Source organism: Pantoea ananatis LMG 2665, from assembly GCF_000710035.2.
In the GTDB taxonomy this organism is placed as follows: Bacteria; Pseudomonadota; Gammaproteobacteria; order Enterobacterales; family Enterobacteriaceae; genus Pantoea; species Pantoea ananatis.
In genome coordinates this window covers 337,979-357,364 of sequence record NZ_JMJJ01000005.1, presented here as the reverse complement: position 1 = coordinate 357,364, position 19,386 = coordinate 337,979, and the positions used below count along the sequence as shown (strand labels likewise).

Genomic DNA, 19,386 nt, shown 5'->3' with positions numbered 1-19,386 from the left:
CAAGCAATGAATAATGTCAATCATACGCTGGCAAAAGCCATTTTACCGCCAGTGCAGGCCGCGGGTGTTGTCACGCACTGCTTCGTCGATGGTAGCCTGACAGTTGAATGTGAAGGGCGAGGCTGGCATTGTCGCCGGGCAGCAAGTTGCGTCATTGTGCCACAAATGGGTGACACAGTATTAGTCACCAGCGTCGAAAACCAGATTTGGCTACTGGCCGTGCTGGAGCGTAGCGATCCGCAAAAGGCCGAACTCAGCGTACCGGGCGATTTACATATCAATAGCGCCGGTGAGCTGAGCTTAAGCAGTGCCGCGCTGCGCGTCAGCGCTGAGCAAGGGGATTGCCATATCAACGAGATGAATTACAGTGGTGACAAACTGTCTGCCTGGGTCAGTCTTTCACGTATCGTGGGCAAACGTGCAGAATCCGTATGGCAAACCATCACGCAGATTAGCCATAACCTGCTGCGTACCACGCATAACACAGAGCAGGTCCGTGCCGGGCAACTGGATATGAAAGCCGAGGATTACGCGCGTTTGCACGCTCACAATACGGTAATCACCTCGAAAGCGATAACCAAAGTGGATTCTGAACAGATTCATATGGGTTAAGGAGAAACGATGTTTGCAAACTGTCAGCTTTTTGGTGTGGATCTGGCTTTCCCGGATGTGTGCCTGACGCCGACGCCCGCACCGGTGCCGATTCCTTATCCCGATATTGCGCTGGGGCCGACGGCAATCCCAAATGCGCTAAATATCCTTTTCATGGGAATGCCTGCGCATAATATGGCAACCGTAACGCCACTCACCAACGGCGATAACCCTGGCGTCGCAACCGGTGTGGCATCGGGAACGGTCATGGGACCTTCGCGTCACCTTACCGGTTCATTCACGGTGTTATTGAAAGGCACGCCGGCAACGCGGCTTACGAGCATGAGTCTGCAAAATTCAACGAATGCGATCGGCATGCGTATTGTTCCCAGCCAGTTCAAAGTATTGATGCTTGCGCCTTAACGCGTTAACCCTTTTTACCAACCCCTTTTCTGACAGGGATGAATTTTATGTTTTCACGTATTACAGTCCAGTTACCCGCACAAGGACTGCTGTTCCGACGTCTGAGCGGCAGCGAAGCGCTGTCCCAGTCGTTCGTGCTGCAAGCGGAGCTGCTCTCCACCGACGCGCGCATTGATCGTAAGTCGTTGCTGGGCAAGCCGGTCACGTTCACGCTGCCGACGGACGGTCTGCTGAGCGCGGTGAATCCGCGCTACATCAACGGCAAAATTACGCAGATAGGCGTGCGCAGCGAGGAGCTGGGCGGCGTGCGCTACGCCGTTTACGGGCTGACGGTGGAGTCGGATCTGTGGCCGATGAAGCGCGACCGCAACCTGCGCATCTTCCAGAGCCAGACGGTGCCGCAGATTGTGCAGACGCTGCTGAAAGAGTACGGAGTGAACGTGGAAACGCGCCTGGCGGGAAGCTACCGGGTGTGGGAATACTGCGTGCAGTATCAGGAGAGCAGCTTCGACTTTATCAGCCGGCTGATGGAGCTGGAGGGGATGTACTACTTCTTCCGTCACGAGGCGGACAAGCACACGCTGGTGCTGTGCGACGCGCCGGACCAGCACCAGGCGTTCCCGGGCTACGAAACGATAGCCTACCACGTGACGCCGTCGGGCGGCAGCGTGACGGAAGAGGGCGTGAGCCAGTGGGCGCTGTCGGAAAGCGTGACGCCGGGGATGTACAGCACGGACGACTACGACTTCCGCAAGCCGAACGCGTGGATGCTGCAGGCGCGGCAGAACCCGGTGTCGCCGACCCCGGGCTCGGTGGACGTGTACGACTGGCCGGGTCGCTTCGTGGAGCACGGTCACGGCGAGTACTACGCGCGTATCCGCCAGGAGGTGTGGCAGGTCGAGCACCACATGGTGAGCGGCAGCGGCACGGCGACGGGCATCGCGCCGGGCTACACTTTTTCGCTGCTGAACGCGCCGCACTTCAGCGACAACGGCAAATACCTGGTGACGTCGGCGCACTACGACTTTGAAGAGAACAGCTACGCGAGCGGCGACGTGGGCGCCACGCGGCACAACATCGACTTCACGGTGCTGCCGGCGGCGGTGACGTACCGTGCGAAGCCGGAGACGCCATGGCCGAAGACACACGGCCCGCAGACGGCGAAGGTGGTGGGGCCGAAAGGCGAGAGCATCTGGACGGACAAATACGGCCGGGTGAAGGTGAAGTTCCACTGGGACCGTCTGGCGAAGGGTGACGACACCAGTTCGTGCTGGGTGCGCGTATCGAGTGCCTGGGCGGGTCAGGGCTTCGGCGGGGTGCAGATCCCGCGCGTCAACGATGAGGTCGTCGTGGACTTCATCAACGGCGATCCAGACCGTCCGTTGATCATTGGCCGCGTTTATAACGAAGCCAGTATGCCGCCATGGGCACTACCGGCTGCCGCCACACAAATGGGCTTTCTGAGTCGCTCGAAAGACGGCACTGCGGATACCGCGAACGCATTACGCTTTGAGGATAAGGCGGGCGAGGAGCATTTGTGGATCCAGGCGCAGAAGAACATGGATACGCATGTTAAAAATGATTCCAGCCATTCCGTTGCCAACAACCACAGCCACTATGCAGGCGGTAACGAACTCTATCGGGTTGAAACCAACCGCGTGCATGGTGTTAAAGGTGGCGAAGAGCGTTTAACGGGACAAGGAAAAATCGACAACGTTGTCGAAACCTACGTTCTTGGGTCAGGAACTAAGTTACGCCTTGAATGCGGCGAAAGTGCTATCGAACTCAATGCTAATGGTCATATCAATATTGTCGGTAAGGGCTTCAATCTTTTTGTTAACGGTGATGGACACATCACTACATCAGGCGGAAAACTCAATTTAAATACATCCGGTGCGCAGCCGGGTACGGGGGCACCTGGTGCTGGCCACAAAGGCAACATCAATCAGGCCGTTGTGAATCTTTTCCCCCCAAAGCAAAAGGGGCAGGCGGCCCCGGCAGCACCTAAAGCTGCGGCAGCACCTGCAAAAGCAACCGCTGCACCGTTAGCAAATTCTGGGGACAAGAAGAGTAAATATAACTACACGGTTGATGAGATGGTTAAAAAACAAAAGGGGCTGAAAGCAAAGCCAGTTAAATGGGATAACGCGACGAAAGGTTTTGTACCCGCAACAGAGGAAGATATTAAGAAATATGTCGATCCTGCTAACCATATGGAAGGTAAAGACAAATATCAATTTGTTGATCTTTCTTCCTCATCTGGGATTAGTAAAGATGAGATGAGCAACTTTCTTAAAGATAAGGGCACGCTTGCTGGTCAGGAACAGACTTACCTGGATGCGGCAAAAAAATACAATGTCAATGAGGCTTACCTCGCAGCGCATTCCGCGCTGGAGACGGGAAATGGCACCAGTGAGTTGGCCAAAGGCGTGATGGTCAATGGAACTAAAGTTTATAATATGTATGGCATTGGAGCGCTGGATGGAAATGCTGTACAAACCGGTGCTAACTATGCCTACAAACAAGGGTGGACAACTCCGGCGAAGGCCATTGATGGCGGCGCAAAATGGATATCTGATAAGTTTGTTGGCTCTGGCCAGAATACTTTGTATAAAATGCGCTGGAATCCGGCCTCACCGGGAACGCACCAGTATGCCACAGATGTCAACTGGGCAACGGCTCAGACAACCAGCATGAAAAAAATGTTCGACAGCTTTCCAAATGCGAATCTTTCTTATGACGTGCCTGAGTATAATTAAAGGATTGATAAATATGATTTTTTCTCTCAAGAAAGCAGCGTTTTTATTTGTTCTGCTATTCCCTGCCACTCAGGTTAATATGGCTGTTGCGGCAGCGACCCTCGCAGCTCCTGCTAAAATCAGTGCAAGTGATTTTAGTGTCAAAATTAACAATCACCTTTTTTCATTAGGTGAAAAATGGAGCGATCAGGTCAAGAAGCAGGCAGGCGAGCAGCTTAGCGAAAATTTTGTAGGCGATGTGCCAGCTGGAGACATGAGCTATAAGTACTATCAGCATCAATTTGACGGTTTTGAAATCTACACTGCGAATCTGTTCTGGCAACAGGAAAAGCGCGACATTGACAGCTACCTTATTGCGCAGATAAGCATTAACACTCCCGCAATTGAAACAGCCAGGGGCATCAAGATTGGCGACACCCAGGCTACGCTGATCAGCAAGTATGGCCAAGGTACAACGGCTGACAGTGATAATCAGCATTGGTTATATTATGATGCTGATAATAAGCGCATCTCTTTTCAGCTTGAACATGAAAAAATCAGTCATGTTATGATGACACTTAACACTGATAACTAAATAAAAGCCTTTATAATTCTTTACGCAGAATTAAATCAGGCAGCTAAGATGATTATTGGTAGCGGGCTGTTAAGCCCGCTACCAAGTTTCTATTCTTTATAAATTTCTTAGTATAAGGCATGTCACCAAAAAAAGAGTTGCTTTCAATTGCTATCAAAGCGCCCTTGGAGAACAACATGCTGCGTAGTCTGGTAAGTTACTATTCAAAAGAATTTTTCAGCCTTAAAGGAAAGTGTCGATGAATATTTAACCGTAAAGTAAATAGAGATGAAGTTATTTATTAATTTGATAATCTTGATGATGTTTACATGTGATGCAGTATGCATTGTAATAGGTTCAGTTGTACAAATACATTCGTCTCATAAGAATAAATTAGATAGCGTTTCAACATTCTTTAACCACCAGATGATTTTCTCAAGCTTAAGATTTTTTAGGTAATGGTTATATTATCTTTAGCGACATTTATATATTATCTCTTACTTGTTCGTTTCTTGATTAAAAGCCTGGAGATGTTGTGGTAATAGTGAAAGTGTCACCACAAAAAAACAGTGCGCAATGGCTTTATATAGACTGCACCAAAATAATTGGTCAGTACAACATTAGAGCAATAGTGTTGCTGTTAAGTGTTTTGGTAAGTGGAGTGGCTGATGCCAGAATACAAGCAAGAGATGTATGGCATTTTATCCCGCAGATGAATCCTGTAGTAAAAAAACTCACTGTAGATGATGTTAATCGTGCGCCGCTAGCGTTCAAATTAATAAATCAGAACGAATACATCAATTTTTATCAGGTTCGCGAAAAAGTAAAGCTTGAAGATGCATCGACCATAACCGATATTGAATTGCGTCTCAGTAAATCGTCGGGAGGTATGGCACCTTTTCTGCGCTTCTCACTTAATGGAAGGTGCTTCACGCTCAGTGATGTCAAGAAGCATTACCATGATGCTAAGTTATCAAATTACCCGCGTGGGGATTCTGAAAATGAGACAACCAGCTATACGAGTTTTTCTGATATGGATAAAAATGAGATCACATTTTCATTTAATCAGAAAAAACCTATTTGCCTGACTAACGTTACTATTACTACCATTCAATAATTAACATAATTATAAGAGAGAAGGTAATTGTCAAAGATAAGCCGTATTGACAACTAAAACCTCCATTGAAGGGTTCTTGTGGAGTGATTAAATAATTAACCAAATGGCAATTATTTTTTGTCTTAAAGTAATTTAATAATCAATTTACTTTTTTAATATGCTTTAATCAATTTCTTGTCCATTATATACATCTTTCTTCATTTCAGCTTTGGTTGAGCCTGGCCGAACAGTTCATTAGTGTAAATTAATTCTATTGTTTAGTGCGTGTTGTTAAAGCTTAGGGTAGGTATGATTAAGATATTAATAATGGTTTTTTTGGTGCTGCCGTGTAAGGTTTTGGCAAATGATTTTTGTGCGGACCTTGATAAACTTGCAAATGCTAAAGGCATAAGTTTTGATAATACTGATAATGTTTTCAAAGTAGGTGGGCAAGGCCGGTTACAGTTTTACTCTGCTCCAGATAAGAAATGTTTGGAAAAAGGGGTTTTCGTCATTCCGGGTAATAGCCTTTATGCCTACGTTGAATACCATGGTTATTACAGTGTCATGTATCTTTCTGATGACGGTGACCAAATTACTGGTTGGGTTGAAAAAGAAAGATTAATTGATATGCATAAAGGCATTGCTCCAGACTACAATCAGGATGCTCAGAAAAAAAAGAGTAATTAGCTGTAATTTAATAAACAAGGGTGCTTAAAGTTTAGTACCTTTGTTTTCTTGTTTGATTTGCTGTAATGATGCTTTTTGATTAATATGAATTTTTATACTTATAAGGATTTAAGCTTTTCATTGATTAATGAAGGTGTTAGGTTTTATGTGACTGGCACGAACGTGTAGTAATCTGTTTAAAATTAAATAATGATTTTTTTTGCTGCTTCAAGCTCTAATAATTCTCAACTTATACGGTGTGTCTTGATAATGACTCGTTTTTCTTTAATTCTTATTTTTTCTTTATCTTTTTTTCTAATAAGTTGCACCAGCAAGGCTGATGAAAAAAATCATGTCGTACTTAATGATGAAGGGCGGAGTTTCTTGGTCTGCTTAAGTAAAAGTAGCGCAACGAATGAGAAATTAAGTAATTGCTACCGCAACGAAATCAAGCGTCAGGATGCGCGGCTGAACCAAAACTATCAACATTTTTTGGCAACGCGCCGTGAAGATGCGAGGCAGCGTTATGTGGAGGCGCAGCGTCAATGGATTAAATTTCGTGATACTAACTGCAACGCGCAAATTGCTAACGCAGTAAATGAGGATGCTGAATTGATTGCAGGCGATCGCTGTTATTTAAAAATGACAATTAATCGTGCAGATGAGTTAGCTTCTTCAACACCTTTAACGGGCAGTTGGTATGGAGAGAGCGAAAAGAACGGTACGCTTAATGTGACGTTGGTACAGCATGGCGATGATGTTACCGGCACCTACTGTTATATGAATGGTACTGAGCAGATAGATTGTCCTGATGATAATCCCCATACATTGCACGGACGCGTAAGCGGTAACACTGTTTTGCTTTCATTCCCTTCCTCGTCAGGTGAACCCGACCGCAGGAAAGCCAGAGTCACCCTAAAAGGGGCAAATCTTTCGTGGCAACTTGTTGAAGATCCTGATGGTAGCCTAATGCCAACACCAGTTTCATTTGATACTCTCCTGCCTTTACCCTGATTAAAAAACACCATGTTCATAAATCGTCTTTTCGGCAGCGTTTTTTTTGTGCCTGTCGTTATGTTTGTATCATGTATGGCCAGGGCTGAATCCAGCACGGGCATCTCAGTTGCAGCTCTTAATGAGGGAGATTTTTCCGTTCTGCTCAACGACTACGCTTTCACCCCCGGCGACGCATGGAACAACCAAAACTTCATACGCGCAGGCAAAGCCCTGAGTTCCGTTGTGGCCGGAGAAGTCGTCATCAATGAGCAGCGGTACAACTATTACCAACATACCTATGACGGCTTTGAGTTATTCAGCGCGACGGCGGTAGGAAACGCCAGCCATGCAATTCTGGCAGAGATCCTATTGGACGGTGCCAGCGTGCCGACGGCTCGTAACATCATCGTCGGCGATAGCGTGGAACAGGTTGAGAAAGCCTATGGGCCCGGAAAAGAAGATAACAGTGATAATCAGCACTGGCTTATCTATAAGATGGGTGAGAAGCAGTTGATGTTCGAAATTGACCAGCAAAAAGTCAGTCACATCATGTTGAATACCACCATGAGTGCAGAGCAACATGAAATCAGCGCTGATCAGGCTATCGCCTTAGCGACGAACGCGATTCATACTTATCACCTCACCGCGCTTGATGATCAATGTCTGAGATACGACCTGGATGACACCAGTGAGAAGGCGTTCTACATCATTACGGTTCGTGAAGACAACCATGACGTCAGTTGCGGCGGGGACCCGGATATTTCTCCCCGTCTTTTTGATATCAAAGTTGCTCGTGACAACACACAGTTACTCACAAATGCCGATAACGCGGATGGCGATTATCGTAGCCTGGTTCCACCCGCCACAAACAATCAATAAAACGGACATCCTATGAATTATCAGTTTAATGAAGGCGCTTTTGCGCTGTTTCCTGCTGCCTGGCAGGACACGACTATGAATATTTTGCGGGATGACGCCAGCGGACTGGCATTAGTGGTGAGCCGAGGCGTGATTCCTGAAGACAGCGATGCGGAAAAAGAGTTTCAGCGCCAGTGGGACACGTTGCGCAGCCAGATGGGCCATATTCAGCAGACGGAGTTTGTTCGGGTTACGGCTGGTGCGGATAACGCTTTGCGTGCGGTAGAAGTTGAAACCGCATTCGATCGTAACGGACAAGCCGTGTGGCAGCGACAGTTGGCGACCCGGGTTCCGGATAGCAACATCTTGATGATTTTTACCCTCTCCGCGATGCGCGCTTTCAATGAAGAAGACGGACAGCGTTGGAGTGCATTCAAACAAAGCCTGAGTCTTAACAACCCACAGAAAGCATAAGCTATGGATAACCGTGCGGCCCGCGTGGGCGATGAGATCATTCACTCCAGTATTTTCGCTGATATCACCAGTATTGTCGCTGAGGGCGCAGCCTACGCGGTGATCGGTGCGGCGGTCGGTGCGGCGGCTACAGCAGCAGCACCATTGCTGGGGGCAGGAATGGCTGCGGCAGGCGTCGCAGCCATTGGTTCCAGCTGTCTGCTCAGCGGCATTATTGGCGGTGTATTAGCGAATGCTGCGGGCATTTCGGATGACATCACTAAAGCGGCCGATGGGCTGGGAGACATGATATTCCCGCCTTCTCCAGCCGGTGTGATCGCCAGCGGATCAGAGAATGTTCACGTGAATGGTCTTTTAGCTGCACGCGCGGCCGGGATGCTTACGCCCGGAGATACGCCGCCACCGGAACCGCAATCGCCCAAGAGTTTCGCAGACTATGGCGGCATGCTGCTCTCTGCGGTGGGTCAGTTTGGCAGTGCAATGTGGCAACCCACGGTAGCTTCCGCCGACGCTGGCACCTCTCCGCTTGAACAGGACAAAGTGGCCTGTGAAAAGCACAGCGCACCGCAATATCTGGCGCAGGGATCGAAAAGCGTCTTTATCAATGGCCAGCCTGCGGTGCGCGCAAAGGATAAAACCACCTGTGATGCCACCGTGAGTGACGATGTTTCCCCCAATGTCATCATTGGTGGTGAAACCGTCACTGTAAGAGAGATTAAAAGTGGCAAGGTGCCAGGTCTGGCCGTGATGATGATCGGCCTTTCCCTGATTCGTGGTCGCCCCAGCCAGATTCTGAAAAACATGCCCTGTGCGCTGGCGAGCGCCGTGGGCGGGATGATGGCGGATATGGCCATCAACGCCGCCTTCTCATCGCTGTTTCCGGTTCATGCCTCCACCGGCGTCAAAGTGCTTAACGATGATGCCGAGCGCGATTTCTCCCTTCCTGGTCGCTTCCCGCTCAGTTTCCAGCGTAGCTATAACAGCCTGACCCAGCGCAGCGGATTATTTGGTCTGGGCTGGGCGACGGTGTTTGACAGCTATATAAAGCTGGATGGCAATCAGGCGACCTGGTTTGATGACAACGGGCGCGAACTGAGCTTTGCGGTTCCCGGTGAAAAAGAGGTGCTCTATAGCATCAGCGAAGGGCTGATGGTAAGGCGCAATGAACTGGGTGATATCGCCATTGCCGACGACGACGGTGCGGTATGGCGTCTGTACAGACGTACGGCCGCTGATCCGCAAGTGCTGCGGCTGGCTTCACTGAGCGACGAATACGGCAATGCGCTGGAGATGGGCTGGGACGAACAGGCTCGCCTGGTGCGCATTCATGACGCGCCGCTGGCCATTGACGTTACCCTGCATTACGACGACAAACAGCATGCACAGCGCCCGACCTCGGCCAGTCACTTTGATGGTGAGCAGCACTGGCCATTAACGCTCTGGACTTACAATGAACAGGGCCAGCTTGCCAGCGTCACCGATGCCGCAGGCGTTGTCTCGCGGCGCTTCCGTTACAACGATGACGGGTTAATGATCTGGCATCAACTGCCGGGCGGGCTGGAAAGCGAATATCGCTGGCAGAAGCTGGATCACTGGCGCGTCGTTGAAAACCGCACCAATACCGGTGACGGCTGTCACATGCATTATGATCTTGATGCTGGCATCACGCGCGTATCGACCTATGACGGTCAGCAGCGCGAACATCACTGGAATGCTGCAGGGCTTATCACCTGCTTTATTGATGAGCGGGGCGAGACCTGGCGCTATGAGTGGGATGAAAACGAACTCCTGACGCGCCGTATCGATCCGCTGGGTAATGCGGTGAGCTTCACCTATGACGATCTCGGCAACCGTGTAGAAGAGAAAGATGCGGACGGCGGTGTACAGGCGGTGCAATGGCTGTCACACCGTTCTCTGCCCACGGTCGTTGCCGGGGCTGACGGTGCCACCACGAAATACTATTACGATCCCCATCATGGCCTTGAGCGCGTGGTTGATGCGCTCGGGCAGAGTACCTTCTATAAGCGGGATGAGTTTGGGCTGGTTGTCGAAGAGATTGACGCGGCAGGCAACAGCTACCGTCGTGAATTCAATGATGCCGGCCAGGTTATCCGCGAAACAGACTGTTCAGGACTGACGACGCGCTACCGCTATCATCCCCTTGGCTGGCTCAGCTGTGTGACTGCGCCGGATGGTGAAGAAACCCGGTATCACTATGATGCAGCGGGCCGTCCTGTTCTGCTGGAGCGGGCAGAGGGCTGGGAAGAGCGATTGCGCTGGAGCGACAACGGCCTGCCACTGGCCCACGAGTCAGCGGATGGTAAACGTAGTGAATTCCGCTACGACAACGTCGGACGCTTAATCGCCAACCGTAATGCCCAGGGCGAGACGGTTCAGCGCAGCTGGGACAGCCGTGGTCGGTTGACAGCGCTGCAAAACGAGAACGGCGAGCAGTATCAGTTCGAGTGGGGCGCAGATTCCCTGTTGCTGGCCCAGGTTGGGCTGGATGGCGTTGCCACGCGATATGACTATGATGCGGCGGGCCGTACGGTATCACGCACCTTTGCCGCCGGACATCCTCAGTCCATTACCCATCGCTATCACTGGAGCCGGGCGGGACAACTGCTGGCGCGGACCACGCCGGAAGGCCAGACGCGCTATCACTACAGCGGTGGTGGGCAGTTAAGTAAAGTGTCGCAGCATCTGCCGCTGTCTGACACCGAGTGGAGCCAGCAGGCCGAGCAGGAGATTGCGTTTACCTATGATGCGCTGGGCCGCATCCTAGGTGAGCAGGGTGAACAGGGCGCGCTGGCCTGGGATTACGACGCGCTGGGTAACTGCACGGCCTTAACCCTGCCGGATGGTCGCAACCTGAAGCAGCTTTACTACGGCAGCGGCCATTTACTGAGCATCGCGCTGGACAACCTGCCGGTCACCGAATTTACCCGTGACACATTGCATCGGGAACTCAGCCGCACGCAGGGCGGCCTGACCACGCGCAGTGAGTATGACCGGTTGGGCAGGCTGCGCCGCCGTGACGTTTTCAAAGGTGAAGCACAGCGTCCTGCGCCGCGCGTCTGGTCCCGCCGGCGGGACTTCGATTACGGCAACAACCTGATCCGTGAAGAGCGCGACGATAACCCGTTCAGCCAGACATTATGGCACTACGATAACGCCGGTCGGCTGCTGTCTCAGGAAGGCGCGCAGCCGGGTAATGAGCAGTGGCGCTGGGATGGCGCAGGCAACCCGCTGGATCGCCATGCCGCTTCCCACATCATGCATAACCGCGTCACTGAACTGAATGGTATCCGCTGGCAGTACGACATTCATGGACGCACCACCGAAAAGGATGACGGCCAGACCCGCTGGCGCTACCGTTACGATGGTGAGCACCGCCTGACGGATGTCATCAGCGAACCGCGGGACCGCAATAAGCCACGTACTAAGGTGAGCTTCCGCTACGATCCGCTGGGGCGACGCATCAGTAAAACCCGCCATCAACTGTTACAGGGGAAACCATCTGGCAACGCCGTCACAACGCGCTTTGTCTGGGAGGGCTATCGTCTGCTGCAGGAGATCCACGACGATACTCCGCTTACCTATGTCTACAGCGACAGCCAGAGCTATGAGCCGCTGGCCCGTATTGATGGCGTGGAAAGCCCGGAGATATTCTGGTTCCACTGCGCCGCGAATGGTACGCCAGAGCTGCTGACCGACGTTGAAGGGCAGAAAGCCTGGGAAGGTGTGAACAGCCCATGGGGCAAACTGCTGCGCGAGTCTAACCAGCGAATTCCGGTGGTGGAGCAGAATCTGCGTATGCAGGGCCAGTACCTGGATCGTGAAACCGGGCTGCACTATAATTTGTTCCGTTATTATGATCCGGACAGCGGCCGGTTTACGCAGCATGACCCGATAAGGGCTGGCGGGCGGGATCAACCTTTACCAGTATGCGCCGAATGCGCTGGGCTGGGTGGATCCGTGGGGGTTGAGTAGGTGTAAAAACGAATGGAATGAGTTTCAGAAAAAATCGAACAATAATCAATTTACTTCAAGGAAACAAGCATCCAAAGCATATGCTTTATGGAAAAAACAAGACTGGGCAGCGTTAGAACAATTTATGGGTGAAGGTGCTTGGCCACCTAATCGCGGTTTCGTAAAAGCAACAAGAACAACTCTTCAACCCGGCACTTTAGTTGATCGATATGGTGGTTGGATCGATGAAAAAGGATTCCATGATACTGGTACTTTTATTTCTCCAGTAGGTTCATCATTTGAGGGCAGGGCTTTACAATCGAGTACACTGGATAAACCTTATTCAATTTATGAGGTATTGAAGCCATTGCCGGTTGATACTGGACCAGCTATACCATGGTTTGGACAGCCAGGCTACGGAACGCAACATGAAACCTTTTTGAAAATTGATAAACTAATCGAGAAAGGCTATTTGAGGAAAGTATGAAAATAATTAATCATCAGAAAAAAAAGGTATTAATTCACGACGGGTTAGAAGATGCATTCCTTAAGAATGACAAGCTAATTTCTTGCCCTCGCTGTGATGGTATGGCTTATTATGGCTTGTACAATTCTACAGATTTAGATATGTATGATGAAAAGAAAATAAAAGCTATAGTTGGCAGTATTAAGGGGTTGGAGTTTGTTGGAGGCGAAATTCAAGAATATAGATATAAAAATAGCTCATTGAGAGTTTCAGAAACAAAATGTTCTAATGGGCATGATATTTTGGTTGTGTTTACTTACAAGGAGTTACAGCCTGCTCGTTATGGATCCTATCTTGTAGGGGTATTTGACAATAATACTTTCAATGAAGAGTGCTGATAATTATAGACATTGTCATTTTTAATGGGAATTTTTTTCTTTATGACGTTTTTAATGGAAGGCCTGGTGGATAAATCCAATTAGACACCCTGCTGATCCTAATAGTATTAGTAGGTGGTTTAAAATTATCAATAATTATCAATAATTATCAATAAAATCAATGCACTTGAATGGGTTGATAAGTTAAGTTTGAATGCGTGTTAAAAAAAGAAAAATAAAGTAAGTGCTGCGACCCAGAATAAGCACGTGCATACCTTGCTTATGAGTTACCTGGTAACTTTCGCAATTGTTAAGGAACGGCATAGATGAATAGAGATGGAGTGGCATATATCAATGAATTGAAAAATGATAATTCAGCTTATACATATCAAGATAATGAGCCTGGACATATACGAATTAAAATTATCTGCAGAGGCGAACGAATGTATCTTCAAGTGGAAGATAGAGCCACAATATGTGTAATCTCTGCTAGAGATTACACATTAAGTAAGAAAAGTTAAGTGAAATGGGACTCCGGCGATAAAATAAGTATTGATGAAGTCGATTTACTTTGTGAAAAAATAAAAAATATTATGCTAAATCATATTCATAAGAGTTGATTGTGGTTTAGTAACCCTATGTTTATACTTGATTTTTTCGTATTTTCGATATCTGTACTTTGTATATTGCGAATTGCAGTAGCGTTTTACTTTGTTACGATATCAGAAAAAATGCTCAGCAGCAGAGTATGGAAAAGTCTATAACGTTCAGTAAGCTTGTTTTAACTGCCTACCCAATCTATTTCTCTCATAATACCAAACCATATTTTATTAAATCATAATACTCATACAAAGCAAAATGCAGACGCGAGTTGCTACGCACGCGAAAGCTACGACCCGCTGGACAGACGCACCACCAAAATAAGTTGAACAGATGTTACAGGGTAAAGCCGTCGGGTAACGCCGTCACAACGCGCTTTGTCTGGGAAGGCTATCGTCTGCTGCAGGAGATACACGACGATACTCCACTTACCTATGTCTACAGCGACAGCCAGAGCTATGAGCCGCTGGCCCGTATTGATGGCGTGGAAAGCACGGAGATATTCTGGTTCCACTGCGCGGCAAACGGCGCGCCGGAACTGCTGACTGACGTCGAAGGGCAGAAAACCTGGGAAGGTGTGAACAGCCCATGGGGCAAATTGCTGTGCGAGTCTAACCAGCGAATTCCGGTGGTGGAGCAGAACCTGCGTATGCAGGGCCAGTATCTGGATCGTGAAACCGGGCTGCACTATAATTTGTTCCGTTATTATGATCCGGACAGCGGCCGGTTTACGCAGCATGACCCGATAGGTCTGGCTGGCGGGATAAACCTTTACCAGTATGCCCCGAATGCGCTGGGCTTGGGGTTGAGCTGTAAGAACAAATGGAATGATTTTGAACGGAAGACGAAAGGTGCATTCTCTACAAGGAAACAGGCTGGTCGAGCATACAATGCTACAAAAGGGATTGTTAAACCAGAAAAATTCCCTGATCCAGTCACTTACTTAGATTCTAATAAAATTAAAGCTCATCTAAGTCAGTTTGAAGGTGGAGTGTCAAAAATTGCGTGGGGTGTTAATCCAGAATATTCCGAAATTGGGCCGCCAGGTAGACATTTTGTTATGCCTAAGTCAGTCGCTGATGATGTGATCGGTAGATCAGGCGGTGATGTTCGCACAATTGAGAAATTGTTAGGATTGTCGAAAGGAGATCTAGGTGACGCACCTGTAAGAATTGAGATACCCAATCCAACTGGATTGCGGATGCCATCTGATAATGAGGCTGGAGCAAATAAATTTTGGCTTCCCGGAGGATATACATCGGGAAGGATTCCGGAAGCAGCTATAGATCCGACTCCCTTAAATCAAGCTATTATCAATAAAATTTAAAGTAAGGAGAATATAATGGGAAAGGCTATATTTAGTGGCTATGGCATGTTCATTACTCAAGAAGATGGCAAATACTATATCAATTATGACGCTGGTGGGATTACTAATAGAGATGTTAAATCTGAGATAAGCGAAGAAGAGTTTAATAAAGCAAAGTTAAGCGAACAAGATGCATATGAGGTAATAATAAGCACTCAAGTTAGAGATAAAATAAATTGTTGATATTGGGTTTATTAATCTGCACTTGCATTTCGTAGTCTTACACTCTGCCAAAGCATCTACTTTGGCGTTTTATCAAAATGACAATTTTAGTGCTAGTTTGGTATATTATTTTACTATGATGATAGCTCGGGGAGTTTTGCTTAAATCAGGGTTATTACCTTGAAAATAAAGTAGCAAGGTTTTTTATTTCTAGAGTTGTGACTCTTGAGGGCGCTAATTTAAAAGCTGGTTCCAGTCAAATTAAATGCCAAGAAGGTTTGGAGTCAAGGGCTGTTTGAAATTTAGGATTGGTAAATATTAGATATATCTAAACATAAGTATTCACAAGATAGTCTTTTTTATGATTATTGTTTCCAACTCTGGTTTATGCTTTATGGATATTTAAGGGGTATGCTTTCATCCTGTTTTCCCAATATTGCCGTACACAATGCTTCGCTAACATCGCCCGGCAGCGTCGCATGAAATAAACTATGCAGCTCTTCATTACTGTTTTCGCAGAACACCCATTCCGCGACTCTCGTCATACCATCCACTTTTCTCTCAAACCTTCCGCCCGCTGCAGAAAATACATGACGATACTCCGCTTACCTATGTCTACAGCGACAGCCAGAGCTATGAGCCTTTGGTCCGTATTGATGGCGTGGAAAGCCCGGAAATATTCTGGTTCCACTGCGCGGCTAACGGCACGCCAGAACTGCTGACCGACGCTGAAGGTCAAAAGACCAGGGAAGGTGTGAACAGCCCATGGGGCAAATTGCTGTGCGAGTCTAACCAGCGAATTCCGGTGGTGGAGCAGAACCTGCGTATGCAGGGCAAGTATCTGGACAGGGATTAATTTGCTTAAGCAAATTTGAATATCGCTTCAGTGATGGCCCCAAGGGATGAGGCACCGCAGGTGCCGATTTCAAGGAGTTTACATTTTATTTTTTGATATTAATCTACAAATCATAGAGTTATATCAGATTTAGGGGGGTGATACGTTGCAATTTTTTGGAAACGGCGTGCCACAAGTGCGTCATCCTCGAATGTTTGGTGATAGAGAGGGAGCCCCTCTTGACCATTCATCTAAGCCTCCCCCCAGAATATGGTGCTGGAGAAATCAAAAAATGCATGCTAATTCAAGTGTAATAGAGTTCGATAAAGTTGATATTTTATAGGGGAGAGAATGATAGATTTATTTTCCTATAATGAAGTTTTAGATTTTCTTGAGGTCTTTTTCCAAATAATGATTAAAGATGAAGAATATCGCGATAAGATGAAATTTATCATTGATGGGAGCCGCAAGAATAAAACAGTTTCAATTCGGGCCATTGACGTTTGTTTCATGAGTTATCGCAAGTTTACTGGCGATTATAGTCTTGCTACAGATGAAGAGATGGAAATCTGGAAACAGTTATTTAATATTTGGCAGTGAAACTTGAATTAATTAAATTTAATTTTAATTATGCATTGATTTTACGGTAGATATTATGACGAACTTAATAAAGGCAAAAAGTATGGGAAGGTGTTAAGAGCCCGTGGGGCAAATTGCTGTGCGAGTCTAACCAGCGAATTCCGGTGGTAGAGCAGAACCTGGGCATGTAGGGCAATTACCTAATTTTCTTAAGCAAATTTGAACATCGCTTTAGCGATAGCTCAAGGGGTGAGGCACCACAGGTGCCGAATTAACCGGGCTGTACTACAATCTGTTTGGCTGCTATGACCCGGACAGCGGCCGGTTTACCCAGCATGACCCGATAGGGCTGGCGGGTGGGATAAACCGTTCAAAAAAATTCGACATTAATAATAGCAGCGAGCTCAAATTTCTGGTTTATATGAGCATTAAGGTCTGTGGTTATTTGGCGGTTTATTATCAATAACAATGGAATGTTAAATTCTAAATGGCGATTAAGAAAGTCAGTAGAGAGTAGCGAATAAACTTCACAGTTGATGAGTATTAAAGAGGCACCAAAAACGCCATGAGTATAGATAAAACTAGTTTGAAAATATACGAAGCATTGATGTTTGCTTCTTATGTAGATGAAGCGAATGAAATAAAAAGTCTAATGGGTAAGGTATTGACATTAAGTAAAAGCGACTCTGAGAGGTTGAGCGCTATCGAAAGTTTACATTCACGTTGTCATCCAAAATGGTTGGGTGATTGTTATGTTAAAAATAATTCATATAACGAATGGATGGAGTTGATAGCAAAGTTTAAAAAGGAGTTATCTAAGCTTAAGTAAATATTGGTGAAAATAAGCTGGTTGAGATTATTTAAGGAGTGAAATGTTAAAGGCTATTGTTGTGACTATATTGGAAGATAAAATAGTTGTGATTAAATCAGTAGGTTGCGGTCATGACATTTCTATTTTATCGATGCGTAGTTATCTTGAGGCGGGGTGTTCTTACTGTGTTAATTTTAAAGATGGAAATGATAAGGTTACTGTATTGAAAAAACTTATTGAGATGGGCGCGTTGTTTTCATACGGACAGGGGTGGGCTCCATCTCAGGTTATGGATTACCTTAAGGAAAGAGGTGAAATTAATATGCCTTATAAGGAGATAGCCTGGAATGGCCCGGGAGATTTCGTAGTAAGGGAAAGGTAAGAATTCAGTTGCCAACTTTTTATAGCGCTACTTTAATTGAATTTTTTGAAGGGGTTTTTGAAATATCGTTTTTCCTAGAGGTTATTAGCGCACTTTCAAGTGGTGTGCGAAGAGGTTAATTGCAGGTGCTGTGGTTTTAATAGCTAAATAATTATGGATTTTCCGGTTGTATCAGGAAGTTAGAGTGTATGCTCTCTAATGATAATTTCAAGAAAGAATCTATAAAGTTGGTATTTAAGACTTCTTTATCTATAAAGGGTTTCAATCAATCTTGATTGTAAGTGCTACTTCAATTTTGTATTACCTTTCAGGGGGGCTACATAAGATTATTTAACATATAAAAAAATACCATTCCCTCTTGACATAATCACTCAGCTGACTTCTTTTATTCCCTCCAATCCCCTTTTCAAACATCCCTATTCTTTACCACCTTACAAACACCTCTAAAACCTGTCCTTATTCCTCCACGTGATCCATATCTCAAAGAAAGTTATTATTTAGACCTGCCTCCCATTTCTGGCCCGCTCTGCCGCAGACATCTTCCGCACCATGCCGGAAACCGCTTGTGTTTACATACCTTAGGTTTCCGTTAGGATTTTCATCAAGGTACGGAATAATCCGGCAAGAGGGAAAACATGCTTATTGATCGCGAAAGCATATTCTTAAATAAAGCATTTACCAGCAAAGACGAGGTCTTTGATTTTATTGCTTCGCACGCGGTTGCACAGGGATGGGCGCTGAGTGCAGATGACATTAAAACGGATCTCTGGCAGCGCGAGCATGAATATTCCACGGGTTTTGAAAGTCAAATCGCCATGCCTCATGCCAAAACGGACAACGTAATAAAAGCCGGCGTGATTTTTATTCGGCTGAATGACGCAATTGAATGGCAAAGTCTGGATGGCGAACCCATCAAAATAATCTTCGCACTTTTGGTACCAAAATCTGGCGCCAGTCTTCTGCATTTAAAAATCATTAACGCGCTGGCAAGCCAGATTGTTGATGATGATTTCAGGCGAGCCTTATTTACGCTCGAAAACAGGGATGCCCTGTTCCAGTTTATGGTGCAACGAATCCAGTTTAAGGAGGAAGCATGAATATCGTAGGCGTCACGTCCTGTATTGCGGGCTTAGCCCATACGCCAATGGCAGCCAAATCGCTTGAGAAAGAGGGAAGAAAGCTGGGCCATCAGGTGCATATCGAACAGCAAGGGGCGATGGGGATGATCGATAAATTAACCCCGCAACATATTGCTGAAGCGGACTTTGTGCTGATTGCCGCCGATCGCTCGATTGAAGAAGAAGAGCGCTTTGCCGGTAAGACAGTCATTAGGGTGAAAATCAGTCAGTGCGTCGGACATGCAGCCGAGGTCATTGCAAAATGCGTGGCGGCTGTCGAGGCGCGCCGTAACCCGTGA

The 19,386-nt window shown here is 47.1% G+C and carries 16 protein-coding genes and 5 pseudogenes; all 21 read left to right on the top strand.

Going from position 1 to position 19,386, the window contains the following annotated elements:
• The first annotated feature begins 6 nt into the window (after nucleotides 1-6).
• The 21 genes and pseudogenes from EL29_RS09630 (at nucleotide 7) to EL29_RS09535 (ending at nucleotide 19,386) form a co-directional block, all read left to right on the top strand.
• A complete protein-coding gene (locus EL29_RS09630; protein ID WP_028715261.1) occupies nucleotides 7-612 on the top strand; it encodes a DUF3540 domain-containing protein in 606 nt (201 codons plus the stop codon).
• A gap of 9 nt (nucleotides 613-621) precedes the next feature.
• Nucleotides 622-1,014, top strand: a complete 393-nt coding sequence (locus EL29_RS09625) for a DUF4150 domain-containing protein (RefSeq protein WP_014605535.1) — start codon at nucleotides 622-624, stop codon at nucleotides 1,012-1,014.
• 47 nt (nucleotides 1,015-1,061) lie between these two features.
• Nucleotides 1,062-3,773, top strand: coding sequence for a type VI secretion system tip protein TssI/VgrG (tssI, locus tag EL29_RS09620; RefSeq protein ID WP_029571429.1), 2,712 nt, complete (start codon nucleotides 1,062-1,064; stop codon nucleotides 3,771-3,773).
• Nucleotides 3,774-3,786: 13 nt separating this feature from the next.
• Nucleotides 3,787-4,347, top strand: coding sequence for a hypothetical protein (locus EL29_RS09615; protein ID WP_015700028.1), 561 nt, complete (start codon nucleotides 3,787-3,789; stop codon nucleotides 4,345-4,347).
• 514 nt (nucleotides 4,348-4,861) lie between these two features.
• Nucleotides 4,862-5,443, top strand: coding sequence for a hypothetical protein (locus EL29_RS09610; RefSeq protein ID WP_227022854.1), 582 nt, complete (start codon nucleotides 4,862-4,864; stop codon nucleotides 5,441-5,443).
• Between the two features lie 288 nt (nucleotides 5,444-5,731).
• Nucleotides 5,732-6,112: a hypothetical protein gene (locus EL29_RS09605; RefSeq protein WP_028715258.1), complete on the top strand. Its 381-nt coding sequence runs from the start codon at nucleotides 5,732-5,734 to the stop codon at nucleotides 6,110-6,112.
• A gap of 249 nt (nucleotides 6,113-6,361) precedes the next feature.
• The gene (locus EL29_RS09600) at nucleotides 6,362-7,105 is read left to right on the top strand and encodes a lysozyme inhibitor LprI family protein (protein ID WP_028715257.1); all 744 of its coding nucleotides are present in this window, start codon (nucleotides 6,362-6,364) and stop codon (nucleotides 7,103-7,105) included.
• Nucleotides 7,106-7,180: 75 nt separating this feature from the next.
• Nucleotides 7,181-7,966 (top strand): hypothetical protein, encoded by a 786-nt coding sequence (locus EL29_RS09595; RefSeq protein ID WP_235193309.1) that lies wholly within the window; start codon nucleotides 7,181-7,183, stop codon nucleotides 7,964-7,966.
• Nucleotides 7,967-7,978: 12 nt separating this feature from the next.
• Entirely contained in the window at nucleotides 7,979-8,419 is a 441-nt protein-coding gene (locus tag EL29_RS09590; protein WP_028715255.1) for a DcrB-related protein, read from the top strand.
• Between the two features lie 3 nt (nucleotides 8,420-8,422).
• Nucleotides 8,423-12,878 (top strand): annotated as a pseudogene (locus EL29_RS09585) (glycohydrolase toxin TNT-related protein).
• Nucleotides 12,875-13,255 (top strand): hypothetical protein, encoded by a 381-nt coding sequence (locus EL29_RS09580; RefSeq protein ID WP_019106578.1) that lies wholly within the window; start codon nucleotides 12,875-12,877, stop codon nucleotides 13,253-13,255. Before EL29_RS09585 ends, EL29_RS09580 begins: the two are co-directional and overlap by 4 nt.
• A gap of 869 nt (nucleotides 13,256-14,124) precedes the next feature.
• Nucleotides 14,125-15,161 (top strand): annotated as a pseudogene (locus EL29_RS23300) (RHS repeat domain-containing protein); the annotation flags it as partial.
• A gap of 15 nt (nucleotides 15,162-15,176) precedes the next feature.
• Nucleotides 15,177-15,383 (top strand): hypothetical protein, encoded by a 207-nt coding sequence (locus tag EL29_RS09570; protein ID WP_013026226.1) that lies wholly within the window; start codon nucleotides 15,177-15,179, stop codon nucleotides 15,381-15,383.
• 547 nt (nucleotides 15,384-15,930) lie between these two features.
• Nucleotides 15,931-16,215, top strand: a pseudogene (locus EL29_RS09565) (RHS repeat-associated core domain-containing protein); the annotation flags it as partial.
• Between the two features lie 333 nt (nucleotides 16,216-16,548).
• Nucleotides 16,549-16,797 (top strand): hypothetical protein, encoded by a 249-nt coding sequence (locus tag EL29_RS09560; RefSeq protein WP_015700035.1) that lies wholly within the window; start codon nucleotides 16,549-16,551, stop codon nucleotides 16,795-16,797.
• A 74-nt stretch (nucleotides 16,798-16,871) separates the two neighbouring features.
• A pseudogene (locus EL29_RS23430) lies at nucleotides 16,872-16,964 on the top strand (RHS domain-containing protein); the annotation flags it as partial.
• 86 nt (nucleotides 16,965-17,050) lie between these two features.
• Nucleotides 17,051-17,143: pseudogene (locus EL29_RS23425) on the top strand (RHS repeat-associated core domain-containing protein); the annotation flags it as partial.
• A 198-nt stretch (nucleotides 17,144-17,341) separates the two neighbouring features.
• Nucleotides 17,342-17,605, top strand: a complete 264-nt coding sequence (locus EL29_RS09550) for a hypothetical protein (protein WP_019106581.1) — start codon at nucleotides 17,342-17,344, stop codon at nucleotides 17,603-17,605.
• A gap of 43 nt (nucleotides 17,606-17,648) precedes the next feature.
• A complete protein-coding gene (locus EL29_RS09545) occupies nucleotides 17,649-17,969 on the top strand; it encodes a hypothetical protein (protein WP_019106582.1) in 321 nt (106 codons plus the stop codon).
• A gap of 635 nt (nucleotides 17,970-18,604) precedes the next feature.
• A complete protein-coding gene (locus EL29_RS09540) occupies nucleotides 18,605-19,066 on the top strand; it encodes a PTS sugar transporter subunit IIA (RefSeq protein ID WP_013026224.1) in 462 nt (153 codons plus the stop codon).
• Nucleotides 19,063-19,386 carry a PTS fructose transporter subunit IIB gene (locus tag EL29_RS09535; protein ID WP_014593971.1) on the top strand — a complete coding sequence of 108 codons (324 nt, stop codon included), beginning with the start codon at nucleotides 19,063-19,065 and terminating at the stop codon, nucleotides 19,384-19,386. Before EL29_RS09540 ends, EL29_RS09535 begins: the two co-directional genes overlap by 4 nt.